Below are 24,566 nucleotides of genomic sequence, written 5' to 3' on the forward strand. Positions count from 1 at the left end.
CATTCCTATCATTTCTCTTAAAATACATAGAAGGAGGTAGAGTACAATGATTAAAAGAGTGATCATCCTTTTGGTGCTCTCATCAATTTTAATAGCATTAGTATTAGTAAAAGATCATACTTCTGCTCCTGTTAACAATACTATAACTAAAAACAATGGTTCCTCTGAGTACACCACTGTAGAATACAAGATTAGTAAAATTAAAGGGAAGCAATACTACGGAAAAAGTGATGACGGAACAGATATCATCTTTTCTTCAAAGAACATCCTTTCGGGTGATAAAATACGCGTTCATGATGTGGTCATATGCTATTTTGATAAGAATAATTTAGGAAAAGGTTTAGTCAAAGTGGAGAAGAAATAAATATTATAAGGTCCCTCTTGAGTGGCTTCTGCCCACTTCATTCGAGGGGCAGATTTCTTGTTTACAGAGTACAGTTGCAAAAATGAAGTGATTTCTATTCAAAACCACAATTAATTACAGAAAGGAAAATTAGATTGAAGGAATTTACAGTTTGCTATACGTTTGATCATGAGATCATAACCGAAAAAATGATTAAAGAATTAGATGTTAATAAAGAAGATGTTGAACAAGAAGTAGTTGAAATGATGGAGCGTAACAAATACTTTATCGTGAAAAATGATCAAGGGAATTATATAATAAATTCCTATTTAGTTCGTTTTGTACGGATAATTAATGAAAGGATATTAGTCAAATAAACAAGCTGCAAGCCTTAGAAGGAATATTTTTCCTCTCTATACAAGATTACTTACATAGTGAACTCTTCATAATTACCTTGTTATAAGCTAATTTAAAACCGTTTCTTTCCATATTCCTGGCGGATGTGTTATTCGGTTTTGTCGTCACAGTCAAATGGGTACATCCTTTAGACTTTGCATAATTAGTTCTTTCTTCAATTAGTAAATTTTGATAGCCTCTTCCTCTGTGTGTTTGAATCGTACTAGTTAAGAACATTTCACCGAGCTGGTCAGATATTGCCACGAATGCCCCTGCCACACTTTCTTCCTTTTCTTTTAATAAAAAAGCAGCTGAATGAGATAAATTTAAAAAACCTCTTACGGATTCGATTGAATCCTCCGTTGTGTTCTGGTCGCTTGAAAAACCAAGGGCAACGGTTCGTGCCCATTCATATGATTCTTCAGCACCCACTTTTACTATTGAAACCTCGTCATTTCTTAGGTTTCCTTTGTTTGGATTCCACTCCTCTAATTTAAGTACCCAAACAGCTAGGAATTGTTCTAGAGTGTATCCTGATTCTTGGAGTATTTTTAGTAATGTTTGATCAGAAAAGGGAGTTAACTCAAAATGTATATTTGAACAATTATCTTTTTCCCGAATGAAGTTTTCTACCCTCTCAATATCACTGGATAAAACAGCTCCATTTAAGCCAAGGCCTACACCAAAACAATAATTATCCATTTGAAACACAGTTCCCTTTCCATCTAATGACAAATAATCTCCATTATAAGATGGTGACATTTTCTTTCGATTAATAATGTACTCCATGGTCCCTTGAATTTTTATATCCTCTATTTCCCTTGCTAATTCTTCATTATTTAAAATCACCTATGTCGTCCCCCGAACGTATTTCATTTTTTAACAAAGATATCCAATATTAATTCAACACAGTTTTTCTCTTTTGAAAAGTTACGATTATTACCCCCAGCTAAAAATTGAGGTAAACAGCATTTTTCAATTTTTTTTTGTATTAGTAATTTGGTCTAAATTTAACTCATATATTTTATATGAGCATTTTTTATGTATCATATATCATAAGAAATAGGTGAGACCAAAATGTTTGCTGTTCATTTTATTGAAAAAAATAACGTTTTATTAACTCAGCTGCTTAATCGTGTTCCAACCGAAGGTGAAGAGTTAAAAATTAAAGGTCGAAAGGCAAAAGTTGAAAGTGTTAAGAATATTGATGATCTCAATATTCATGTTCAAGTTACCATAGTGGTCGTTAATAAAAATAAAATTGTTGTAGATAATTCAAAAAAGAAAAAGCGGTAAAAAAGAAAAAGAACGTACATGTTAGATTTTCATCTCTAATATGTGCGTTTTTTTTATTTCTGTTTTCACAACCTTGAAATATATTCACAGCTATTTTTTTATTTTCTGACTGTGTGAATTATTCACCTCCAAGTATGAGAGGTAACCAACTCTTTTTATTTGTCCTCGGATGTCTAATTATTGATCAATTCGGTCCCATATGAGTTATCGATTGCACAAAGCCAATCACCTTGTAAATTTTTCTTAAATACATAGGTCGCCTTTCTATCCATAGAATATTCCGAATCCTTTTTATCGGCAGCGAGTAGTGTCTGGGAAATGACTAATGCCGTGTCTCCAGCTTCTAGTATAATCATTTCACCCTGTGTTGGTACAACACTGTTATTGAAATAATTTGCAATCGCAATAAATGCTTTTTTGATTTCCTCTTTTCCGCGTGCAATCATTCCAGGCCTTACAACAAGAATGGCATCATCGGTATAGTAATTCATCAGCGTGTCAAAATCTTCCTGTTTAATTGCCATATCACACTTTTTGATGACCTCTTTTAATTCGTGTTCCATCATCTATCCCTCCCTAACTTAATTATAATTCCATTGTCATAAATACACTATTTGGGTCGCCCATGTAATCCGCAAAAGGCATACAAAACTGGAACCCGAAACTTGCATATAGTCTTCTTGCTGGTTCAAAAGCATCCATTGATCCTGTTTCCAAACTTAGTCTGCGGTATCCGCGCTGTTTGGCTTCTTCAATAATGTGTTTTAGCATCCGTTTAGCTACACCTTTTCTTAGATGTGAGGAAGAGGTTCGCATGGATTTGATCTCTCCATGTTGACCATCAAGTTCCTTCAAAGCGCCGCACCCAAGTAATTCACTTCCTTCCCATGCACTCCAGAATGTAATCTCTGGTTTTCGCAATTGTTCAAGATTTAATGCGTGGATACTTTCCGGCGGGGAATTCAGTGTCATACCATGAAGATGCTCCCCCACTAATTCAGCCACTTTTTCTCCCGTTAAATTATCTATTTTTATATCCATAGAAAATTCCCCTCAGTCTCTATATTGGAAAATATATTAAACTATTAGCAGGATTAGTGCCAGTAATAATTCCTTTTCTAATAAAAAAAGCGGCCATCGGCAACTTTCTTGACAAAACTCATTTGATAATCGGTAAATTGTCCTTCGGCATGGTTCCGATGGACAAAAACCTCCTTGAGTTTCGGTTAAATGTCTTTCGTACAACTGGAAAAAGTATTGGCAGATATGCAATAAAAATTTTATAGATAAACTAAATAGACCGGCTGCATCGACAGTCGGTCTATTACTCTCTATTTGCTTCATCTGAATGTTCTAGTTCCATTCATTGTACAATTAAATAATGTAATTAGAAAGAGGTATCCGCATTAATAATAAACCATACATCTCCTACTGCCTGTCCTGTTACATCACCCTTTGATTTATCTTTAATGAAATAATAAAGTGGATATCCTTTGTATGTTACTTGTTCGGTTCCATTATCTGCCCTCTTGATTGTACCAAAGTCACTTTTATTAAACCCGTCTGGAACTTCGAAATCTTGTGCAGGGAACGCCGGCCAATTCACTAAGCATTCTCCACTACAATTGGTTACACCCGGCTGATCCTTAGCGAAATAGTATAACGCCATTCCTTTTGAATCAGCTAAGTATTTTCCTATCTTATCATTCTCTAATAATTGTAAACGATCATTTTTACTCTCTTTGTCAGTAGTTGCGGATTCACTTTTTGGTTTATTCTCTTTCGTAACTTCCTTGGTACCATTACTGCATGCAGCTAACAAAAAGATAAATAAGAAAACGGAGATGAGATAAGCATATTTTTTCATTTAAGTTCCTCCTTTAATAGTGTTTACATTAAAGGAAACGGACAACGCTTTAAAACGGTTTGATGTAAAAATAAAAGTTTTTAGTTCTTCTCAATTTTTAAGAATCCCAACATAAAAAAGCTCCCAATGGAGGGAACTTTAAATATATTTTTTTTATACTCTATTTTTCTCTTTCTATTCCATTAAAACTTATTTTGGATAGAGAATCTCATCGATTATCCCATACTCTTTCGCTTCTTCGGCACTCATAAAGTAATCTCGATCCGTATCCTTTGCTACCTTTTCAAGCGGTTGGCCGGTCCGTTCTGAAATAATTTTATTGATATGCTCCCTTAGCTTTAAGATTCTTCGTGCAGAAATCTCGATTTCCGTTGCCTGCCCTTTTGCTCCACCTAACGGCTGATGAATCATAATTTCACTATTTGGCAGTGCGTACCGTTTTCCCTTTTTTCCAGCAAGCAGTAACATCGCCCCAAATGATGCGGCCATCCCTGTGCAGATTGTCCTGACATCTGGCTTAATGTATTGCATCGTGTCAAAAATGGCAAAACCAGCTGAAGTCAAACCTCCTGGGCTGTTGATATAGAGCGAAATTTCTTTATCCTGCGCATCTGCAGCTAAAAATAATAATTGGGCAACAACACTATTGGCCGTATGTTCGTTTATTTCATCCCCAATGATAATAATTCTGTCCTTTAAAAGTCGTGAATAGATATCATAAGAACGTTCTCCACGATTAGATTGTTCGATTACATATGGAATGGTACTCATCCCAATCCCTCCTTGAAAGCAATTTGGCTATGCAGCCATACAGAGAGTGTTTGAAGGAGTGTAATTTGGTTTGGACCGTAATTTACCTGTCACGTGCTTAGGAACTTTACTAATACCTGTTCGTGAAGGAAGCGCTTGAATGAGGATGGTTGGATCTTGATTTTTTAATGCCTCATAAAATAGGTCCGAAAGTTGCTCCCGTTCTTCCTCCTCCCAAAACAAGTCAACTGACTGAACTTGCCCTTCATCGATTGCTTTATCAAGACGCTTTTTCGCACGATGAAGATTAGACTTCACAGCCATTTCTGTAAAATCTAACATCGAGGCGATTTCCTTCAGCTGATATTGAAATCCCTCTTTTAACAAAAAGATAATCGCTTGGTTGGGAGTGAAGTTCTTCAGGAGTATATCAACCGATTCCCTTGTGTTATCAAGTTGATTTGTTAAAGAACGAGTGGAAAAATCGAGATCCGCCTCAACCGTTTCATTTTTTCTTTTTCGAAGCATATCAATCCAATGATTATAGGCAATCTTATTTAGCAATGCAGTGGTAAGCTTTTGCGAGTGATTGCCATATTTTAAGGCCTTAATAAAGGTTTCCTGTGCGATTTCGTCTCCATCCCATCCATTACGGGCAAGAAAGTGACAATATCTTCGAAGTTTTGGATAATTTTCGATCCAAAATTCATTTTCGAACGTATCCTCGTTCTGTGATCTTATTAAGTTGGCCTCTCTAATTTTCTGTGACATGATTTCACTCCTTTTGCACTCTCTACCTTTAAACGTTTCGAGAGGGATGAAAAGATACGGGGGCAATAAATTTTCTTTTGTTAAAGTTACTTTATGTTGTTGGAATTTAATATAAACTTGACCATTTTAGAAATCAAAAGAATAACTTTAAAAATGCCCCTTTTATGATTAGGCCTGATTTATTAATTGAATTTTCCGAATATAAATGAAGCTTAAATACATAATTCTAATCTAATTAAATTGTTAACAAAAAGCTGTCGATTAACCCCAACAGCTTTAGTTTATTTCTATAAACAATGTAAGAAATAATTCACACCTACTTCTTCTTAAAATCCCATTTCTTTATATTGAACATAGCACTGCCTTGTGACGCAAAGAATCTAATTTGGTCGCAATCTGACTCTGGGAAAATCCGTGCTGTAAAGACTTCTTCCCCATCATTGATAAATATCTCAACAGAAGAGGTATCTACGAACATATGAATCGAAATCTTATTGCTATTAAGGTAACATGCTCTTGTTGTCCCATAAGCAGTCCCAACCTCTTCACCAGAATAACTGCGATCCAAAATCACCTTTTGTTCGGCAAGATGATATTTAATTACGGTTTTTTTCGTATCATTCGCCCGAAACTCGATTCCACATTCTTGTGCAAAAATATCGGACATTTCACAATACATTTCAAATGTTGTACCATTCATACTTGGGAAGCTTTTCACATCATTCTCAATAAAGGCCGTAATTTTTTGTTCAACTTTACGAAGCAGTTTCATTTCTTCTATTGGCTTTTGGATTAATTTATCATTTTTCACCTTTAGTTCGCGAGGAATTGTTAAACAATGAGCCCAGCCGTTAGGATCCGTTGGATATTCTATTTCCGGTAACCCCATCCAGCCAATAAGAATTCTTCTCCCATCCGGTCCAAGTGTCGTTTGGGGGGCATAAAAATCAAAGCCGCGGTCAAGCTCACGAAAATCACCGTGGACAAAATTTCTATTCGGCAGTTTTAGCTTCTTTCCCAGAATATACCCTGATTGATAAATGTTGCGGAAATCATCGCCATGAGGTTCGAGCCCTTGAGGAGAAAATAGAAAAATGCCTTGATTGGCGAGTTCAAAATAATCTGGGCATTCCCACATGTACCCAAAATCCTTTAACTCCGTTTCTAATTCTCCTTCAAAGTTCCATTGTTTTAAATTGGACGAACGATAAAGGACAGCTGCACCGGTTAAATTATCACGTTGTGCACCAATAACCGTATAATATTGGCCATCCTCAGACTTCCACACCTTCGGATCACGAAAATGGTCAGTATAACCACTTGGTACAGTTGAGATTACTGGCAGGTTCTCTTTTTCAATATCTCCTTGTTCATTCATAACAGCCAAACATTGATATGGATACCTTTGCCAATTTTCATCGCGTGTATTCCCTGTATACATCAAATATAAATTTCCATCCTGTTCAATTGCACTGCCTGAATATGCTCCATGGCTATCTAAAAAATCCCCCGGTGCAATGCCTATTCCTTCGTCTTCCCAATGCACTAGATCCATTGATTTCACATGGTACCAATATTTCAACCCATGGACAGGTCCTAAAGGAAACCATTGATAAAATAAATGATAGTAACCATTATAAAAAGCAAAGCCATTTGGATCATTTAGTAAACCTGTATTAGGCTGTATATGAAACGATTGCCTCCAAGGGCAAGCATTTACTGTTTTCATTAATTCCTGCATTGCTTCAGGGCTTTCATCTTCCATTCGGCGGTATCTTTTCTCTTTAGTCCACTCCATAATGTTTCTACTCCTTAAATAAATGGAAGAGAATCATTAATGATTCCCTTTCCGATTTTATAAATCTCTAGTTGGCTGCTACTTGCTTTTTCGCATCGCGTTTCCCGAGAATAATAGTAACAAGGAAAGCCACAGCAAAAGAAAGTGCCATGCCGATAATATAAAAAGTAATTGTTCCTGGTTTAATAGAAATGATTCCAGGTAAACCAGCAGCCCCCATGGCAATAGCTTTCACTTTAAACAAAGTAACAAAGCCGGAACCTACGGCAGAACCAACGATTGCACCTATAAACGGATATTTTAACTTAAGGTTAACCCCGAACATGGCTGGTTCGGTAATACCAAGAAGTGCTGAAATACCTGCAGCAGAAGCTACTCCTTTTACTTTCGCATCCTTAGTCAGTGCAAGGACTGCCAGCGTTGCCGCACCTTGACCCACGTTAGACATGGAAGCGATTGGAAAAATGAATGACCCGCCAGTTTTTGCAATATCAGCTAAAAGCTGCGTTTCAATGGCGATAAAGCTGTGATGCATACCAGTGATGACGATTGGAGCATAAACAAGACCAAATAATATCCCGCCGATAAAGCCAGTTGTGTCATATAACCAAACTAAACCGTCTGTCAACAGATTACCCGCTCCACGAGTGATCGGTCCGATTAATGTGAACGTAAGAATTCCTGTGATAAAAATAGATAATAATGGTGTAACTAAGTTATCAAGGAATGAAGGGACTCTCCTTCGTAAAAATGTTTCAATTTTTGCTAAAACAAATGATGAAACTAGGACAGGAAGCACAGAGCCCTGATAACCTACCTTTTCGATTTCAAAGTTAAAAATCTTCCAAATTGGAACTTCGCCTTTAGCTACCGCATCAGCATACCCGTAACCATTTAATAAGTCGGGATGGACCATGAGCATTCCAAGTGCAGCACCAAGATATGGATTACCACCAAACCGCTGTGTTGCGGAGAAGCCAATTAATATTGGCAAAAATACAAAGGCTGCATTAGCAAATGTATTTATAAGTCCCGCCAAATCTGCGATATTTGGATAAGCTTCGATTAATGATTTTCCTGCAATAAAGAAATCCTTAGCAGTTAAGAGATTATTGATGCCCATTAATAATCCGCCAGCAACGATGGCTGGAATAATCGGAACAAAGATATCCGATAGCATTTTGACAAATTGTTGAATAGGATTTAACTTCTTTGATCCTGCTTTGGAAACTTCCTTAGTAGACATTTCAGATAATCCTGTTAATTTAGCGAGTTCCTTGTATACTTCATTTACTGTTCCTGACCCCAAGATAATTTGGAATTGACCACCCGTAGAAAAAGTACCTTTAACTACATCCATTTCTTCTAATTTAGCTTTATCAATGTTTTCATCTTCGTTTAAAACCATTCTTAATCTTGTTGCACAGTGTGCTGCTGCCGATACATTTTCCTTACCACCAATTGCATCAAGTATCTCTACAGCAATCTTTTTATAATTCATCAAAAATCACCCTATCCTATCAGTTATTTTGTGGAACCGGTTCCGAAACTATTCAAAAAAAATCAATTAAAGGAACGAGTTCCAAGATGCTCTTGTAGGAACCGGTTCCAAAAATAAATGTATTAAAGTGGAACCGGTTTCATCTAGATTATAAGATTAATAGTTTACCTTGTCAACGCTTTCTTGCTCCATTATTTTAAATTTTGAAAGTGTTGTTTTTTCTATTTGTTCCTCATTAACCAATTTAACGATATTCATTGCGGCTACATGTCCTGCCTCTTTATAGAAAAACTTTGCTGTTGTAATGCCTGGAAATGTGATTTTCGTGATATCATAGCCGCCAAATCCAGTGATGGAAAGCTGGTCAGGCACCGTTAGCCCCTCCATATTTGCTGCTTTTAAAGCACCTAAAGCGATATTATCGGTTGCACAAGCAATAATAGTAGGATGGAAGCTTTTAATAATATTGGGGACATTTTTGATTGCATCTTCAATTTTAAAGCTTGTTTCAAAATACTGAACTTCACACCCAGGTTGTTCTGAAACTGCCTTCATGAACCCAGCTTTTCGTTTGACACCTACTGCTATATCCCTTTCTGAAACACCTAAGTAGGCAATTCTTCTATGTCCTTTTTCCAGAATATATTGGCCTAACTCGTATGCAGCTTGATAATCATCGTGGATAACGCTATGAAAATCAGTATGCTCCTGCCCCACTAATATGATGGGAACCTGAATATTGTCAAAGGCTTCAATATGCCTTTCAGTGATTTCGGTTGCAAGAAGAATTATTCCTGCTACCTTTTGTTTGGCCAAACTATATATGTTTTCAATTTCTCGATCTAGATCCTGACTAGAGTTGGATATTACTAATTGATATCCTTGTTCCCTTAGCTGGTCATCCATCCCAATCAGTGTCTGTGATGTGGCGAATGAATCTAATCTTGGGACAATCGTGCCAATAATATTTGTTTTCTTGGCTTTTAGGCTTTGGGCAAATTTATTAGGTGTATATCCCGTTTCTTTAATGACACTTTCAATTTTTTTACTCGTTTTTTCACCCACAGATCCCCCGTTTAAGTACCGAGAAACCGTACTCTTTGCAACACCCGACAGTTTTGCTATATCCGCTATTGTAATCATATCTTCCACTCCATTTACACCAATCACTATTATGAATGTATTATACACAACTTCCACTCAATAATCGAAATTAGAGATAACATTCGATGTAACCGGCCTTATTTGCTGATTTTTGCTGAAAAATAATGATGGACTATTTTTTCAAGCCTGATATAATCCATATATAAAACAATAATTTATTTTTAAAGGTGGACATTATGGCGAACACTTGTAGATATGTTGTCAACGCACTTGGTAAAGGTGGGGAAACATATTATACGCTTTGTAAAGATAAACAAGAATTACAGAATTGGATTACAACCAATCAAGAAAAATTAATCATGGAAGAATTAAAGGTAACTGATAAAAATCAAACTTTATTCTCTAAACTATTTAACTTAAAAAAATTATATTAATCTTTTCAGACGCCATTCTTAATAGAATGGCGTCATTTATTTTTTAGATTATTAGTGTAAACACACCTAGCCTTTTATAGTTGGAATTTTTTGTGAATATAATTATACTATATTTATTAGAGGGGTGATTTTTTTTGAAAGAATTTAAGGAATTTAATAATCAACCAGGTTCGAATAACAATAAAAATGATGTCAGGGTAACTAATAATTTCACTTTGAATATTAACCTTGGGGATCCATTAAATTTATTTGCTCTAATTGGCGGTATTATTATTGTTAGAAGATTAGTTAAAAAACGTAAAGTAAAAAGAAAAAAAATGTAATGACGCAATCATCATTACATTTTTTCCTTTTTCATGCGCATTATTCACTCTTCCAAATGTCTTAATTTCTTTCTTAATTCAATCATTACAGTTCGTGGGTTTTCAATTTCAAAAATGACATATTTATACTTTCCGAAATCTTCTAATTCAAAATGGATAAGTGGTACCTTATGTTCACATGAAAGGAAGTACCATTCATTACCAAACTTAAAGCTGCCTTCGTAAATGTTGAGTGGTGCAATGGCGGTTCCTGGCATGCGGAGCATCCACATTGGAGGATCAAAATCATCAATATAAACACTTTTTATAGATTTGTAAGGAATTTTCAACTGCCACTTTAATGCAAAAATGCTTAAAAGTCCAGTTAACTTCAGTACGAATTCTTCCTCTTTAAAGTGTACTTCCCTTCCCATAAAGGGTCACCTCACCTGCAGATTTGAAACATACCATCATCTATATTTTACCATTGGAAGATTCAGTAAGCCAATTAATTATTAAATTTTCTACGTGACTCTAATCGGTGCAATTATACAATTACAGGCACGTAGACGTGCTCTACGTGACCCAAAAATGTGAAAATGAACAAAAAAGAGCACGTAGCTAATCTACGTAACCCTTTTTGTTTCCAACAATATCAAAGTGTCCATTTCATACGGACAAAATCCAAATACTGTCTTTTCGTGGTGCCTGACACCAAATAATGACTCCAATATATGAGACCATTATACCGCTCTACTGACGAATTTCTGCTTTTGTATGTAGATGAGTCTGATGGATAGGGCTATTCCGGCTGCGAGCAAGCCGATGGTTAGTCCGATCCAGTAGCCTCTTGCTCCTAAACTCGTATAATGTGCGAGTAGGTATCCTGATGGAAGACAGATAAGCCAATAGGCTATGAGTGTCATGATAAAGGCAAGGTTGACGTCCTTATATCCTCTTAAGGCTGCTTGGGCAGTTGCCTGGATGGCATCACAAATTTGGAAAAACAGCGCAAAGATTAAGAAATTAGCGGTTAAATTAATGACGGCTGTTTCATTCGAATATAAACCGGCAACTTGATAGCGAAAAATCACTACTAATACTCCAGTCACAACGGCAATCAAGATGGCAAGATAAACTCCTAACCAGCTGTATTGTTTCGCATCTTTATAACGACGGGCCCCAACTTCATACCCGACTAGGACTGTTTGTGCCGTCGAAATACTAATCGGAATCATGTATAGAAAAGAGACGATATTTAAGGCAGATTGATAGGCAGCAATGGTAGTGACATTAAATTTACTTAGTAGGATGGTAACCACCGCAAACATACTAGTTTCAAAGAATGTAGAGAGTCCCATCGGCACGCCGATCTTTAATATCTCTTTACATTTATCCCAAGAAAATTCCTTTAAATCAGCGAAAACGGAGAACGTAGAGAAAGGTTCTTGGGTTTTAACAATAAACACTGTCATCCCCATAATCCCCCAATACGTAATCGATGTTGCATACCCTGCCCCTGCACCACCAAGCTCTGGGAAACCTAAGTTTCCAAAGATAAGCACATAGTTTAAAAAGAAATTGGCTGGTAACGACAATAACATGATAATCATAATGACCCTTGTTTTGCCAAGTGCATAAATAAATGATCGAAGTACATTAAAAATAAATAGCGGAAGAATTCCATAGCTGAGTCCGACTAGATAATGAAAGGCAGTGTTATGCACACCGGAATCAAGTTTCATTAAATCTAGGATCGGGTTTAACAAAAAGAACCCCAGGATGATGACCACTAATGCAATTAAAATGGAAAGATACATTCCATGCTTCACCACTGATGCTACTTCATTGCTCTTCTTTTCACCAAAGCGTTGTGCGGCAATGGGTGAAACCGCAAGAAGAATTCCGCTGATCCCCGTAAAAATCGGACTCCAAATCGAGGTACCTATCGCTACTCCGGCTAAATCGGTGGAATGGTACTTCCCTGACATAATCGTATTAAAAAACACCATCGAAAACATGCCAAGCTGTGTGATTAAGATAGGAATCAACAAAATAAAAATTTGCTTTGTCTTTTCCTTTAACGTATAGGTTTGATTCATATACAGGTTCTCCTTGAGAAATAAAAATCCGAAACTTCATTATACTCTATATTGGAGTATTATTCCTCAATTAAATTGGAGAACTATAGAAGAGTTTTCCTTAGCAGCAAGATAATTTCTGTTCTCCTGAATTTGTGCAGCAGTTTTCGTGTGTAGTTTGGGTGTCCTTGCGAGTTTTACTAAACTCTTTGATCTCCACCTTGAAACAGTCTTTGGAGGAGTTTTTCCCTAAAATAATATGCAAAAAAACGCTGGATTTCAATTGATCCAGCGTTCATTTATTTAGTGGCCAACTGCTTTTCCCAGTCCACCCGGTTTGTTGTGAACGGCAAGTTTGTCAATCAGTTTATTGCTTTCAGAGTTTAATCCTATTAAGTTTACTTTAACTCCATTTTGATGGTACTTGATGACTACTTTATCAATCGCACCAATCGCAGAATCATCCCAAAGGTGGGCATTGGATAGGTCTAGGTCAATTTCACTAACGTTTTCTTTATAATCAAAACTGTTTACAAAGTCAGTTACTGAAGCAAAGAAAAGTTGCCCTGAAACATGATATATTTTTTTATTTGAGCCTTTAGCTGAAAGACTTGATACTTTCACTTGTGAAATTTTTGAAGCAAAGAATATCGCACTTAAGATGATTCCCGCTAAAACCCCTTTAGACAAGTCATGAGTCTGTATTACTGTAACAACGGTCACAATCATCACAATGGTATCGGTAATTGGTACCTTTTTGAATGACTTTAGGCAAGACCAATCAAACGTTCCAATCGAAACCATAATCATCACACCAACAAGTGCGGCCATTGGAATTTGCACGAGGAATCCTCTTAACGAAACAATCAAGATTAATAAAAACGCCCCTGCGACAAAAGTGGATAATCTGCCCCTGCCTCCAGATTTGATATTAATACCAGACTGACCAATCATTGCACATCCAGCCATTCCTCCAAAGAATGCTGAAACAATGTTCGCAATACCTTGTCCAACGGCTTCCCTGTTCTTGTCACTCTCTGTATCAGTCAGATCATCGACAATCGTTGCTGTAAGAAGTGATTCAACTAACCCTACAATCGCGATGGATAATGAATAGGGAAAAATAATCTGTAGTGTGTCAAAGGTGAATGGAATGTCCGGAATCAAAAAGACAGGTAATTTGGATGTTAATTCTCCCATATCTCCAACGGTCCGAACATCACTGCCCGTAAAAATAGCAACCGTTGTTACTACAATAATCGCGACCAACGCTGAAGGGACTGCCTTCGTAAAACGAGGTAAGATATAAATGATCGCGAGCGCAAGTGCGACCATGGCATACATTTGCCATGACTCCCCGACGAAATGCGGTAATTGAGCGGCAAAAATAAGGATCGCTAGTGCATTAACAAACCCGGTCATTACGGACCTGGGAACAAATTTCATCAATCGCCCTAACTTTAAAGATCCCATAATGATTTGTAAAACACCCGTTAGAATCGTTGCCGCCAGTAAATATTGCAATCCGTGGTCTTTAACCAACGTCACCATCAGTAAGGCAGTGGCACCCGTAGCTGCAGAAATCATCCCCGGCCTTCCACCAACAAACGCGATTGTCATGGCAATACAAAAAGAAGCATACAATCCGACCATTGGGTCAACACCGGCAATAATGGAAAAAGAAATAGCCTCTGGAACTAATGCAAGTGCTACCACAATACCTGCTAATATATCGCCCTTTGTATTTCCAAACCACGCATATTTAATTTTATTTAAATCCAAAATTGCATCTCTCCCTTAGTTTATATATATTTTTCATGAAAATAATACAGCCTTAGCACGTGTAGGTACATCTGCTTTTATTAATGACTTTCAACTCTCATGAAAGTCGGGTCCGTTATTAACAGAACAAAGTATAAAGGATTGTGACAAATTTGTGAAACTCAATGTAATCGGACACATTCTATATTTGCTTTGTTTTGCGCCATTTTACTTTGGATTTCGACTTATCTCCAAAAATATAGAGAAAAGTTGTTGGAAGCAAAAATGTATTAAATAAAAAGGATTCTTATCAATTAAGTGTAATAAATGATCGAATAAAAAAAGATTGACTCCACTTAAATAGCGGACATCAATCTTTAGCTTTTGTAACTCTATTTCCACCAAACTTTACGAGGGTAATCTTCCGAATCAATATAAACCGTTTCACCGATTCTGGGTGTTGAAATGGCAAGTAGTCTTTCTTTTTGGGCAGCTTTTGTTACTCTTTCAATTGGATCCGTCCAGTCATGTAAAGCTAGTGTAAAGGCTCCCCAATGAATTGGTATCATTATTTTCCCCTTCACATCGAGATGTGCTTGGACGGTTTCTTCTGGCGTCATATGAATTGCCGCCCAACGTCTGTCGTATTGACCGCATTCCATTAGTGTCAGATCAAAGGGACCGTATTTAGCACCAATCTCTTTAAAATGTGGTCCATACCCGCTGTCCCCACTAAAAAAAATATTAGTATCCTCCCCCTTAATTACCCATGAACACCATAATGTCGTATCACGGTCTGTTAGGCTTCTGCCTGAAAAATGCCTTGCCGGTGTGGAAGCAATCTTAAGTCCTTCATGATGAAGCTCATCCCACCAATCTAGCTCTATTATGATTTCTGGATTAACTCCCCATTTTTCTAAGTGGCTTCCAACACCTAGAGGGACAATAAATTGTTTGACCTTTTCCTTTATTTTTCTAATCGATCCATAATCCAAATGATCATAATGGTCGTGACTGATGATGACTATATCAATCGTTGGAAGATCTTCTATGATAAATGGAATGTCTTTGCTATAGCGCTTTATGCCGAAGATTGGAAATGGTGTAGGTGCCCCGCCAAACATCGGATCTAATAGTATTCTTTTTTCATCCAATTCTAAAAGTAGCGCCGAGTGCCCAAACCAGGTGATTTTTGGTTGTGTATCATTTGGGTGATCCGAAAGTTTCAATTTTTCTATTGGGATGGCATTCTTAGGTCTTCCATTGGGATTACCTTTGATGAAATCAATTAATATTGAAACCGTTTCTTTAAAGCTATTTTCCATTATTGTTGGAACGCGGTTGACGAATTTCCTTTTATGAGAGAAGTTTTCGGATTGCTCATATTTGCTAAGCCTCTCCTTCGACGCCATTTTCCCAAATGGAGGATAATAACTCAAGAATAAATAAGTAAGTCCAACTAAGCCTAAAACAATAATCAGTGCGATCATACAAGTGCCTCTCCCTTTGACATGTTTGTCTGACAAAAATAGGACCTCTATGAGAGCGTCCTATTTTTTAACGATTTTTGATGGGTTATTGATTTTATACAAGACCGGGACATCTACTAGGAATTCTTCGTCTACATCTTTTCCTTTTCCAAGTTTCTTAGCAGCAACTTTACCATCGAATTCAAGTGCATCCCCTATCGCCAATTCAAACTTTTTGAGTGTCTTGCTGTGGCTGCACCAGGCTAGACCGATTTCTAGTGGATTTTCCTCGTGGACAATCTGAACATTTTCTAAGACAACAACTTCATCATTTTCCTCATTAAATGGATTGTAAACGAGCGCGAACTGTTTTACATTGGCAGTAAAATGGACCTTGTCTACTGGAAGTTCCAGTTTTGGAGCCTTCTCCTTTTTGGGTTTCGGTTCCTTTGCTTTTGGTGGCTTAGCTGCTTCTTTTTTGGCAGGTTTTTCAGGTTTTTCAGGTTTTTCAGGTTTTTCAGGTTTTTCAGGTTTTTCAGGTTTTTCAGCTTGTTCTGTGATTGCCTCTGCAATTATTGGTTCACTTTCGTCTACAGTCACAAGTTCAGGTGCAACCGTTTCTTTTTTATCAAAAGTTAACAAGCTTTCTTTTCCAAAGCTTGATTGCTGCATTTCTTTTAAATAGGCTGGATGGATACAGGTGAGATTTCCGTCTTGGAATTCAATCACTAGCGTATTAATATCCAATGCGCTCCCGTAAGTTTCATACCCTTTAATAGTTACTTGCCGCTGATAGTTTCGATCCTTGTACCAGAATTCTTTTTTTGCTTCTCTCGCTGAGGATAAACCCCATTCCTTGAGTTTCTCTTTGTAATGGTCCATATCACGGAATGTTTCATATTCACCTTTGGGCGGAATATACTTCGTCAATTCGGACTGCTCTAATTGAGGACGCTGGATGATCATCCTAACACTTCCTTCCACTATGTATGTGATTTCATTATATTTCAACTTCTGCTAATAAAAAAGGGAAAGAGTTTTTCCTCTTCTCCCCGCGGTATTTTTATGTATTTGCTTATAAATTGTATGAAATTAAAAAAAGGCTCTACAAGAGAGCCTTTTCATTCACATTTATGTGGTTTAGATTATGCTTTACGAACGTTAGTTGCTTGTGGTCCACGTTGACCTTGTTCAACTTCAAAAGTCACTGCTTGACCTTCGTCTAAAGATTTGAAACCTTCGCCTTGGATAGCAGAGAAGTGTACGAATACGTCGTCTCCAGCTTCGCGCTCGATGAATCCAAAACCTTTTTCTGCATTAAACCATTTTACTTTACCTTGTTCCATTTGTGTTTCCTCCTGCTGTGTGCTTTGCACACATAAAATTACTATCCTTGCTCAGTTCGATCTTTTAGACAAAAAGCAGTATTCCCTTTTTTCATCTTTACCGACTAACAAAAATAATTCTCCTTAACTATAACAGATGGTCCTGGATAATGCAAATAAATATGAGGAATTTATTATTTCTTTTGTAAAAATATTGTAGAAATACTATTGTCTTTTTATCATTAAAAGGCAGTAATACTACAATCCAGACGGAATATTTCTAAGGGTAGCACAAAACACTTTCATAAATGATCCATGGTTAGTTATTTTAAAATAATTTTGAAAAAATCAAGTATTCTTGTTGTATAATAGCTATAGAATTTTGATGAAGATGGTGGATGAACATGCGCACATACAACGAAAAAGTTAGTATCTATCATGGGATGGTATCTACCATAGCTGTGAACCTTGCCAGTAATTTTTTTCCTATTTTCGCTATTTCCATTCTCGGCGCTAGCAACTATCAAGTCGGTTTGATCAGCTCGCTTCCGCCATTAGTTGCACTAATTATGACAATACCAGCTGCTATCATGTTGAATCGTTTAGAACAGCAAAAGAAGACCGTTGCCATGTCCGTTTTATGGGCAAGAATCTTATTTGTTCTTTTAGCTGGAGTCCTTTTTATTCGTTCGGATTATCAAGCATGGGCGTTTTTGATCATCGTGGCTTTAATGAATGTACCCGGAACGATATCAAATATCGGCTGGCAAACGCTTATTAGTGGAATGATTAACGAAGACCGAAGAGGAGCGTTTTTCAGTGATAGAAATCGACTATTAACCATTGTAGGCATGATCACAACTTTGATCATTGGGATCGTTATGAAAAACCAAACCAACCATGCGGTCGCCTACCAGCTTTTATTTCTCATGGCCTTTCTATTTGGGTTATTAGAAGTATTTTTCTTAATGAGGCACAAGGAAACAGTACAACCGAAGTCGAACAAGGAGCATGAGCAAAAGAATGCGTCAATGGATTGGTCGATTTTTAAGGATAACGGATACAAGTGGTTTCTAATCACTGCCTTATGTTTTAATTTCTCATGGCAAATGGCATGGGGATTATTTAATATTTATAATGTGAAATATGCTCATGCAACGATTCTTTGGATTAGTATATTTTCAGTAGCGAATCAATTAGTGCAGATATTTACCTTCCCCTTATGGAAAAGATGGGCGGAACAAAAATCCAATACCTTAATGCTCGTTTGGGTTGCTGCAGGAATGGCAACTGCACCGTTTTTGACCGTTTTGTCCACTAATCTAATCTATTTAACCTTTGTCTCGATGACTTCAGGGTTCTTTCTTTCAGGTACCATGCTGCTATTGTTCAACCTGTTGTTGGAGCAATCTCCAAAGGAAAAAAGAACGTATTGCATCACAACCTATAATGTCCTATTATCCTTTGTTGCCTTCATCGCGCCGCAAATCGGCATTTGGCTTCTCGAAGTAACCGGCATACAAAAAGCAATGAACATCATATCCATCCTAAGATTCATCAGCGCAATCGTCTTCTTCTTAATGTACGTTAGATTTATGAAAAATAAAAAACTAGCAGATAATTGGAACTATTAGTTTAAAAGTTTCATATTTTTTAGAAGGAGAGGATTAGGGAAGCAGGTGGGAAAATGATTAAAATAAATCAGCAAACGATTCACGTGGATGATCTTAGTCATACCCTTACAACGAAAGAACAGAAAGACATCGTTACTAAAATGGATAAATACAAGGAAATTTATCAGTATCAAACTTTAGGTCAATTCCAATTTGAGCTGCTGTTCCGAACAAAAACGCTGCAAGCTGCCCGAGAGCTTAATAAAAGTAAGGTAAAGTTTACAACCTTTACCTATGCCTTTTGCAATAAAAAGTACTGGGATCGTCTAAGTAATGGCGGCTTTCTCTTGAAGCCAAGTGTTAGGCCCAGCGTCGCCATTCTTGATGTTTTAAAGAATGGAGCCCTTTATGCCTTTGATTGTTCAACAGGAATCGCGATTGTCTTATATCTTGCTACCCTTTATTCGATTGGAAGCACAAGGTTTGATCTACTTTTTAACCGGCTTCTCTTAATGGATTGGCAATTTGATAACGATCTAAAGCTAACTCAAAAATATGGGTATGATTTCATACCTGGTGACATCTTGCATTTCAATAATCCGGATGTCAACCCGAAGGAGTCACATTGGCGCGCTGAAAATGTAATTTTTATGTCCGATGACCAATTCTATGGACATGGAGTAGGGATCAAAAAGGCAGACACCATCATTACCTTCCTAAATAAAAAAAGAAAGCCAAATCCGCGGATCTCTGCATATTTCATGAATCTTATCACGAGACCCGTTTATCGTACATTTTTATAAAATGGAAAGACCGCTACCATCGAAATAGCGGTCTTTTGTATGAACGAAATTTTGCTAGTTTTTTATTTGTTCCAAAATAAACGGATCTTTGATTTTCTTATCTTCCGCGAGCAAAAGGACTTTTGAAACAATTTCGGCTGTCTTTGGGTCCTCGTCCATGAATGGCAGGAAGATTCGACCACGCTGCTGTGAATGGACGGGAACGATATAAATGGCACCTGTAGCCTGTTTATACACATTGGCACTTCCCAGGTGAACACTATAATCCCCAAGACTTCCGTTAATCAACGCAAAATTGCCCTCGATTCTTACATTTTCCAGTCTCATTAATCGAACCGATTCCGTCACTATTACTTTTCTCATTTCAATCGTCGTTAAGCTTGCCTCTGGGTCCACCCCGCCGAAATGGGCGATACTGACAACCAAATCAATGTCTCGCATCGTTTCCGAGAAGATCACCTTCGGAATATTTTTAATTTCTAGAGGTTGATAGGTAAGACGGTCGAAAAATTCGATTGTTTCCAAGGTCGGACACTCAACATCCGATGGAGAGAACCAATCGGCTAAAGCATTTAGTTGCACGATAATATTTTCCTTGTAGTAGACTTTTTGAAGTCCCGCTTCATAGCTCGTCGTCCACAAGCGATTTTTTAATAAGGCAACTGTTTTTTGCGGCTGGATTTGGTGACCCGCGTATCTTCGTGTTCCCGTTCCCGCTGCAAGTTCATCTTGATTTGGTAAATATAGTTCTCGAAACACCTGCTTAAACGGCTGTTTCACCTTCCGAGCGAATAAATCCCGTTGGAATTCACTCCATTGCCCACTCTCAAAGAGATAGACTGGGTGAGCGATGAAAATTTCATCAGTGGCCTGAATGGAATACTTATCAACCGCCCCAACACCATTTAGACAACCGTCTTCAAAAAAGCCTAAATAGTTCCCCACTTTTAGTACCAATGATGTCATGAGTGGCGTTAACACCGGATTTTTCATCATAGTATAAACTTCACTTAAAAGAAAACCGTTTCCAAGCTCCATCGAGCGTTCTAACTCTTCTTTTGCTCGTTTGTATTGCTCCCTTAAATCAGATTTGATCCCTTTTAAGACAACTATATATTCGTGTTTATTGTACTTGGCTGGGAGTTTTTTTAGTGCTTTATCTCCTTTTACTGCTTTGATATCTCCTCGCCCATTGGCATCAATCACGAGCTGTACAGTCAGATCATCCATCACTTTTGGTTTAAGAAATGGCGCAATTTCTTCCATTTTTTTCGCTTCCATCGCCCACTTTAGCCTTGTTACATCCTTATAGCCTGCATTTCTGGCAAGGTTATCAAGGGAAATTGTGACTGTTTTCAATTCACTGGCACGACGCTGTGCCCCAAACTTCTTACTTTCCTGTAAAAATCTTTGTATGAATACATACCGTTCGAGAACATCTTGTTCATTTTTCACTGGAATCAAGCTGTAACATAATACCTGATCCTTTGTTCTTTTTTCCTGAACTAGGTTTTTAGTATTTTCAATTGCTAATTTCCCCAAGACCGCATCCGCAAACAGCTGTGATCTGCGATGATTCGCACCTGCCGAAATGTATTTAGCACATTGATAGAGAATTTGAAAGCGTTCCTGACCCAACTGTTCGTAAGACTCTTTAAACCACCTGATGTCAAAAGCACCATCTTGAAATTCCTGTGGTGAGATGGGCGAATAATGGGCGACAATGGTTTCTTTTTCCTCAGAAAATGTCTCATTGATATGGGCATGGAAATACCAGGCGGCACTCCTCAAACCATTCCAATTTAAGTGCTTTGAAACAATGTCTAGCCATTGCGGGGCATACATCGCTGCCTCTAATAATCTTTTTTCCGACAATGTCTTCCCCTTTAAAAATTGCTTCAGTTGTACGTCGCTGTCTCCCTCTTTTGGATAACTTGTTTTTAATAAGTGGGAGAACACTTCTTTTTTAGTGAGATCGCTGCCATAACCATAAATATAGCCGCGCACGAACGATTCTTTATCAAGGCCTAATAAGATTTGAACAAAGGATTCTATGCCTTCATGGCGTTCAATTCCCATTGCTACGGTAGTTATATCTGTTTGGAGATCCCCTCTTTTTAGTTCAATTTCTAATATTCTTTGAACCAGCTGATCTTTAATAGGAATCATATCAGGATAATTTTTTAAAAAATGATCCTTGGGATTGGTTAATTCTGATACATAGTCTCTACTTGTATCCTCTCGACCCAAAAGCTCATGAAAAATGACTTGTTCATCGATCAATTTACGTGCATAAGCTTTTGCTAAATCTTCCATCGACGGAAAAAAACTTTCAAAATTAGCCATCGTATATAACTGATAATGAAGCTTGAAATACACATCAAAGTATTCACTAGTAATATCGGCAAAGTGTTCAGTCCATTCCAGCCATGGATCGGTAAGAAAATCAAGCTGCTTGTATTCAGTTTTGAGTTTATCTTCAGGAATCGAATGTACCAGAAAATTTAACACAGCACTGATGTTGTCGAAAAGCTCTTTTGAATCTTGACTGGTAAAATAAGCATCAAAAAGCGTTTCTACTTGGGAACGATAATTCAAATCATCAAGAAAGCGATTCATTTCTTCGATGTTTTCGATTGGATAAATTTCTTCTAAAAATGTTTTCCTCCAGCCCTCTGCCTTTGGATAATCCATAACCTCCCAAACATCCAGCCTATTATGGTAATAACTAAAGATTCTGTCTGAGTGAAGATAGAAGGCAGTCTGAATGAGCTCTGATGCTGGTAGCACATGGGTATTAAAATACTCCTTCCAAACTTCAGCTAATGGAAGATGATCGACTTTCTGTTTTTCATCCACTTGATAAGAGCACCTTAATTCCTCGCCAATATGGAGCGTATCCTTTGAGCCATCATACCACTCAACTACATATTCCACCTGACGATGTTCATGAATTAATGCGGCTAAACCTTGAAGAAATTGATTGCTAGAATCTGTGGTTTGCTGTAAAAGGTTTTTTAACTCTTGTTTAGGATGCTCGAGTTCAAGGTTTACTCGATGATTCGGGTCATATAATCCAAACCCATTTTCCAGGTTGTATTCCTCGGTTTGAAACAATTTATCAAATAATATTTGTTCTTTTGAGCCAGCTTTCATTTGAAGGATTGTATTTTTAAAAGCTTTAACAAGTCTTTCACGATCCTCCTGATCATTAATTTCTGATAAGATTTCAAGCGCACCCACTCGTTGCAACTCTGCTTTACTTGATAATAAACGGTCAAGCGCGGTTTCTAGTTGAACCTTTGGGAGTCCTAGTAAAATCTGAATGGCTCCTTGTCGGAGGGCTCCAGTTTTTAATTTTAACATCGCTTCAATCTTTAAAATTTCCTCAGGCATAAGTTCCATTAATTTGATGATCGTGAGTGCGATTTCTCGATTGTTCACACTTTTATCAGCGAGGCTTGCAAAAAGGAAATCGCGTTGTGTTTTATCCGAGTCATCCTTGATAAAAAATGATAGCAAATCTTCTCTTAATTCAGCACTTAGCTTGTCCTTCGATTCAATTAATTGTCTTAGCCAATCCTTATCCAAGTCGTAGGCAGTTAAGAACATCATTTTTCTCGCAATTTCGTCTCTTGAGAAAATTAGAGTTTGGCCTTGATTCGTTTTTGATTCGATTTCGAGTTCTCTTTTGGGCATTTGTAAGAACATATTTTTAAACAACTCAAACTGTCGAGATCGTTCCTTCTTGTTTTCTAAAAATGGGACCTGGTTGAATGTCAGGGTGCTTTCACTTTTTTCAGAATCGTATGACCAAAGGATATCGTAGTCATACACATAGTTTTTGAGAAGATAATATTGTAGCTCTACGTTCTTTTCACTTAAAAACGGGTGTACTAACTCAAATCTCATACCCGAATTTTGGCTTTGTGTTAAAAAAAATTGGGCCATCACCTTTTGATAGGTTTCGCCGTTTTCCATCAGGAATTGGATCGGTTCTTTTATATCATCTTCTTCATTCACAGCTGTTGCCCAAAGGCTAATGCAAAGCGTATTTAGATTCTCGCTTCTAACTCCCTCTTCACGCAGCACTCGATTGGATAGAGAATCTGCCGCGTATTGAATCGATCGCTTAGTCACTCTTTTATCCGAGGATTGCAGGTCCAAGCCTGTCCAAACGTCAAGCGCTCTCACAACGGAACTGTAACGAATAAGTTCGTTGTCAAGGATGACTTTAATCATGTATATAGTAGCTTCTAATGTACCTTCATCCATATTTTCGACAATGCTTTGGCGCAAGCCCTCTTGCATTCTGGCAGCAAGTAACAAATCACCGAGCATATTATATCCTTGCTGGCTATGGCTTTTAAAAATACCCTTGATCATTTCGTATGTAAGTAGTGCCGTATTATTTTCTCCGAAAATTATATTGGATAGGGCTTGAAATACCCGCTCATTATTTTGGTCAATTTCATAGGCAATCATATCACTGATCAGAGGATTGTATATCGGCGAACCCTCACGGCTAGATAGATAATCAATAATCGAAAACTCTTCAAAATCCAAGTCAAATATATAAAGGAAGCTCTCGATCATTCCTTGGAAGTGATACTCGAGGTTTCTCGTCCGAAACGGTCGTCGCGAATACCCTTCACTGTATGGATATTCACATTTATGGTCGACGATATATTGAAAAAGAGCCCCGTATTCTGCTCCGATTAAGGTGTGCACAATTTCCACTAGCGGTTGGAAAATGAGGGGGTCACGGGGGCTTTTTTGTGTGAATAGGATGTTTCTAATTTCTTGAAGGTTTGTGTCGCGTACGATGTAGGTCGCGTCCATTAATTTTATTAGCAGCAGCGCCAACTTCTGCTCTTTTCCAGAAAATTCTTTGTTTGCCTTCGCTTCTAAACTCTCATAATATTGATCCTTATTTTTTGCTCTCATACCGT

At 37.5% G+C, this 24,566-nt stretch carries 23 protein-coding genes; 7 read left to right on the top strand and 16 right to left on the bottom strand.

The window, feature by feature from the left end; all coding sequences use genetic code 11:
* Window positions 1-46: 46 nt before the first annotated feature.
* Entirely contained in the window at window positions 47-364 is a 318-nt protein-coding gene (locus tag ACSU6B_RS04000) for a hypothetical protein (protein ID WP_088087033.1), read from the top strand.
* A gap of 134 nt (window positions 365-498) precedes the next feature.
* Entirely contained in the window at window positions 499-720 is a 222-nt protein-coding gene (locus tag ACSU6B_RS04005; RefSeq protein ID WP_088087032.1) for a hypothetical protein, read from the top strand.
* A 46-nt stretch (window positions 721-766) separates the two neighbouring features.
* Here ACSU6B_RS04005 and ACSU6B_RS04010 read toward each other — a convergent pair whose 3' ends face one another.
* Entirely contained in the window at window positions 767-1,588 is an 822-nt protein-coding gene (locus ACSU6B_RS04010; protein ID WP_410882943.1) for a GNAT family N-acetyltransferase, read from the bottom strand.
* A 228-nt stretch (window positions 1,589-1,816) separates the two neighbouring features.
* Here ACSU6B_RS04010 and ACSU6B_RS04015 point away from each other — a divergent pair, with 228 nt between their 5' ends.
* Complete coding sequence (locus ACSU6B_RS04015; protein ID WP_410882945.1) at window positions 1,817-2,035, top strand: hypothetical protein; 219 nt, start codon at window positions 1,817-1,819, stop codon at window positions 2,033-2,035.
* A 173-nt stretch (window positions 2,036-2,208) separates the two neighbouring features.
* On the opposite strand, the gene ACSU6B_RS04020 is transcribed toward ACSU6B_RS04015, so the two are convergent.
* The 8 genes from ACSU6B_RS04020 to ACSU6B_RS04055 all read right to left on the bottom strand — a co-directional run bounded on the left by ACSU6B_RS04020 (window position 2,209) and on the right by ACSU6B_RS04055 (window position 9,865).
* Window positions 2,209-2,598, bottom strand: coding sequence for a YybH family protein (locus tag ACSU6B_RS04020; RefSeq protein ID WP_410883320.1), 390 nt, complete (start codon window positions 2,596-2,598; stop codon window positions 2,209-2,211).
* 22 nt (window positions 2,599-2,620) lie between these two features.
* Window positions 2,621-3,076: a GNAT family N-acetyltransferase gene (locus tag ACSU6B_RS04025; protein ID WP_410882947.1), complete on the bottom strand. Its 456-nt coding sequence runs from the start codon at window positions 3,074-3,076 to the stop codon at window positions 2,621-2,623.
* 346 nt (window positions 3,077-3,422) lie between these two features.
* Window positions 3,423-3,902, bottom strand: a complete 480-nt coding sequence (locus tag ACSU6B_RS04030) for a COG4315 family predicted lipoprotein (protein ID WP_410882949.1) — start codon at window positions 3,900-3,902, stop codon at window positions 3,423-3,425.
* A 189-nt stretch (window positions 3,903-4,091) separates the two neighbouring features.
* The gene (gene clpP / locus ACSU6B_RS04035; RefSeq protein ID WP_410882951.1) at window positions 4,092-4,673 is read right to left on the bottom strand and encodes an ATP-dependent Clp endopeptidase proteolytic subunit ClpP; all 582 of its coding nucleotides are present in this window, start codon (window positions 4,671-4,673) and stop codon (window positions 4,092-4,094) included.
* Between the two features lie 27 nt (window positions 4,674-4,700).
* On the bottom strand, window positions 4,701-5,423 hold the full coding sequence (locus ACSU6B_RS04040; RefSeq protein ID WP_410882953.1) for a sigma-70 family RNA polymerase sigma factor: 723 nt from the start codon (window positions 5,421-5,423) through the stop codon (window positions 4,701-4,703).
* 316 nt (window positions 5,424-5,739) lie between these two features.
* Window positions 5,740-7,221 (bottom strand): sucrose-6-phosphate hydrolase, encoded by a 1,482-nt coding sequence (locus tag ACSU6B_RS04045; protein ID WP_410882955.1) that lies wholly within the window; start codon window positions 7,219-7,221, stop codon window positions 5,740-5,742.
* Between the two features lie 67 nt (window positions 7,222-7,288).
* Window positions 7,289-8,722 (bottom strand): sucrose-specific PTS transporter subunit IIBC, encoded by a 1,434-nt coding sequence (locus ACSU6B_RS04050; RefSeq protein WP_410882957.1) that lies wholly within the window; start codon window positions 8,720-8,722, stop codon window positions 7,289-7,291.
* Window positions 8,723-8,878: 156 nt separating this feature from the next.
* Window positions 8,879-9,865, bottom strand: coding sequence for a LacI family DNA-binding transcriptional regulator (locus ACSU6B_RS04055; protein ID WP_410882959.1), 987 nt, complete (start codon window positions 9,863-9,865; stop codon window positions 8,879-8,881).
* Window positions 9,866-10,062: 197 nt separating this feature from the next.
* On the opposite strand from ACSU6B_RS04055, the gene ACSU6B_RS04060 reads away from it, so the two are divergent.
* Together ACSU6B_RS04060 and ACSU6B_RS04065 are read left to right on the top strand one after the other, a co-directional pair.
* Entirely contained in the window at window positions 10,063-10,260 is a 198-nt protein-coding gene (locus ACSU6B_RS04060) for a hypothetical protein (protein WP_066253763.1), read from the top strand.
* A gap of 134 nt (window positions 10,261-10,394) precedes the next feature.
* On the top strand, window positions 10,395-10,583 hold the full coding sequence (locus ACSU6B_RS04065; protein ID WP_410882961.1) for a hypothetical protein: 189 nt from the start codon (window positions 10,395-10,397) through the stop codon (window positions 10,581-10,583).
* Between the two features lie 44 nt (window positions 10,584-10,627).
* On the opposite strand, the gene ACSU6B_RS04070 is transcribed toward ACSU6B_RS04065, so the two are convergent.
* From ACSU6B_RS04070 to ACSU6B_RS04095, 6 genes are all read right to left on the bottom strand, one after another.
* A complete protein-coding gene (locus ACSU6B_RS04070; RefSeq protein ID WP_410882963.1) occupies window positions 10,628-10,996 on the bottom strand; it encodes a hypothetical protein in 369 nt (122 codons plus the stop codon).
* A gap of 309 nt (window positions 10,997-11,305) precedes the next feature.
* Entirely contained in the window at window positions 11,306-12,664 is a 1,359-nt protein-coding gene (locus ACSU6B_RS04075; protein ID WP_410882965.1) for an MATE family efflux transporter, read from the bottom strand.
* A gap of 282 nt (window positions 12,665-12,946) precedes the next feature.
* Entirely contained in the window at window positions 12,947-14,425 is a 1,479-nt protein-coding gene (locus ACSU6B_RS04080) for a SulP family inorganic anion transporter (RefSeq protein ID WP_410882967.1), read from the bottom strand.
* A gap of 371 nt (window positions 14,426-14,796) precedes the next feature.
* Entirely contained in the window at window positions 14,797-15,816 is a 1,020-nt protein-coding gene (locus ACSU6B_RS04085; RefSeq protein ID WP_410883322.1) for an MBL fold metallo-hydrolase, read from the bottom strand.
* Window positions 15,817-15,954: 138 nt separating this feature from the next.
* A complete protein-coding gene (locus ACSU6B_RS04090; RefSeq protein ID WP_410882969.1) occupies window positions 15,955-16,839 on the bottom strand; it encodes a hypothetical protein in 885 nt (294 codons plus the stop codon).
* Between the two features lie 179 nt (window positions 16,840-17,018).
* The gene (locus tag ACSU6B_RS04095; protein WP_066253749.1) at window positions 17,019-17,219 is read right to left on the bottom strand and encodes a cold-shock protein; all 201 of its coding nucleotides are present in this window, start codon (window positions 17,217-17,219) and stop codon (window positions 17,019-17,021) included.
* A 383-nt stretch (window positions 17,220-17,602) separates the two neighbouring features.
* Here ACSU6B_RS04095 and ACSU6B_RS04100 point away from each other — a divergent pair, with 383 nt between their 5' ends.
* Both ACSU6B_RS04100 and ACSU6B_RS04105 read left to right on the top strand, forming a co-directional pair.
* Window positions 17,603-18,832, top strand: coding sequence for an MFS transporter (locus ACSU6B_RS04100; protein WP_410882971.1), 1,230 nt, complete (start codon window positions 17,603-17,605; stop codon window positions 18,830-18,832).
* Window positions 18,833-18,885: 53 nt separating this feature from the next.
* Window positions 18,886-19,614 carry a protein-glutamine gamma-glutamyltransferase gene (locus tag ACSU6B_RS04105; protein WP_410882973.1) on the top strand — a complete coding sequence of 243 codons (729 nt, stop codon included), beginning with the start codon at window positions 18,886-18,888 and terminating at the stop codon, window positions 19,612-19,614.
* A 54-nt stretch (window positions 19,615-19,668) separates the two neighbouring features.
* On the opposite strand, the gene ACSU6B_RS04110 is transcribed toward ACSU6B_RS04105, so the two are convergent.
* Entirely contained in the window at window positions 19,669-24,561 is a 4,893-nt protein-coding gene (locus ACSU6B_RS04110; protein ID WP_410882975.1) for a DUF4132 domain-containing protein, read from the bottom strand.
* Window positions 24,562-24,566 lie beyond the last annotated feature (5 nt).

This window comes from Neobacillus sp. C211 (assembly GCF_051842875.1).
Lineage (GTDB): Bacteria > Bacillota > Bacilli > Bacillales > Cytobacillaceae > Neobacillus.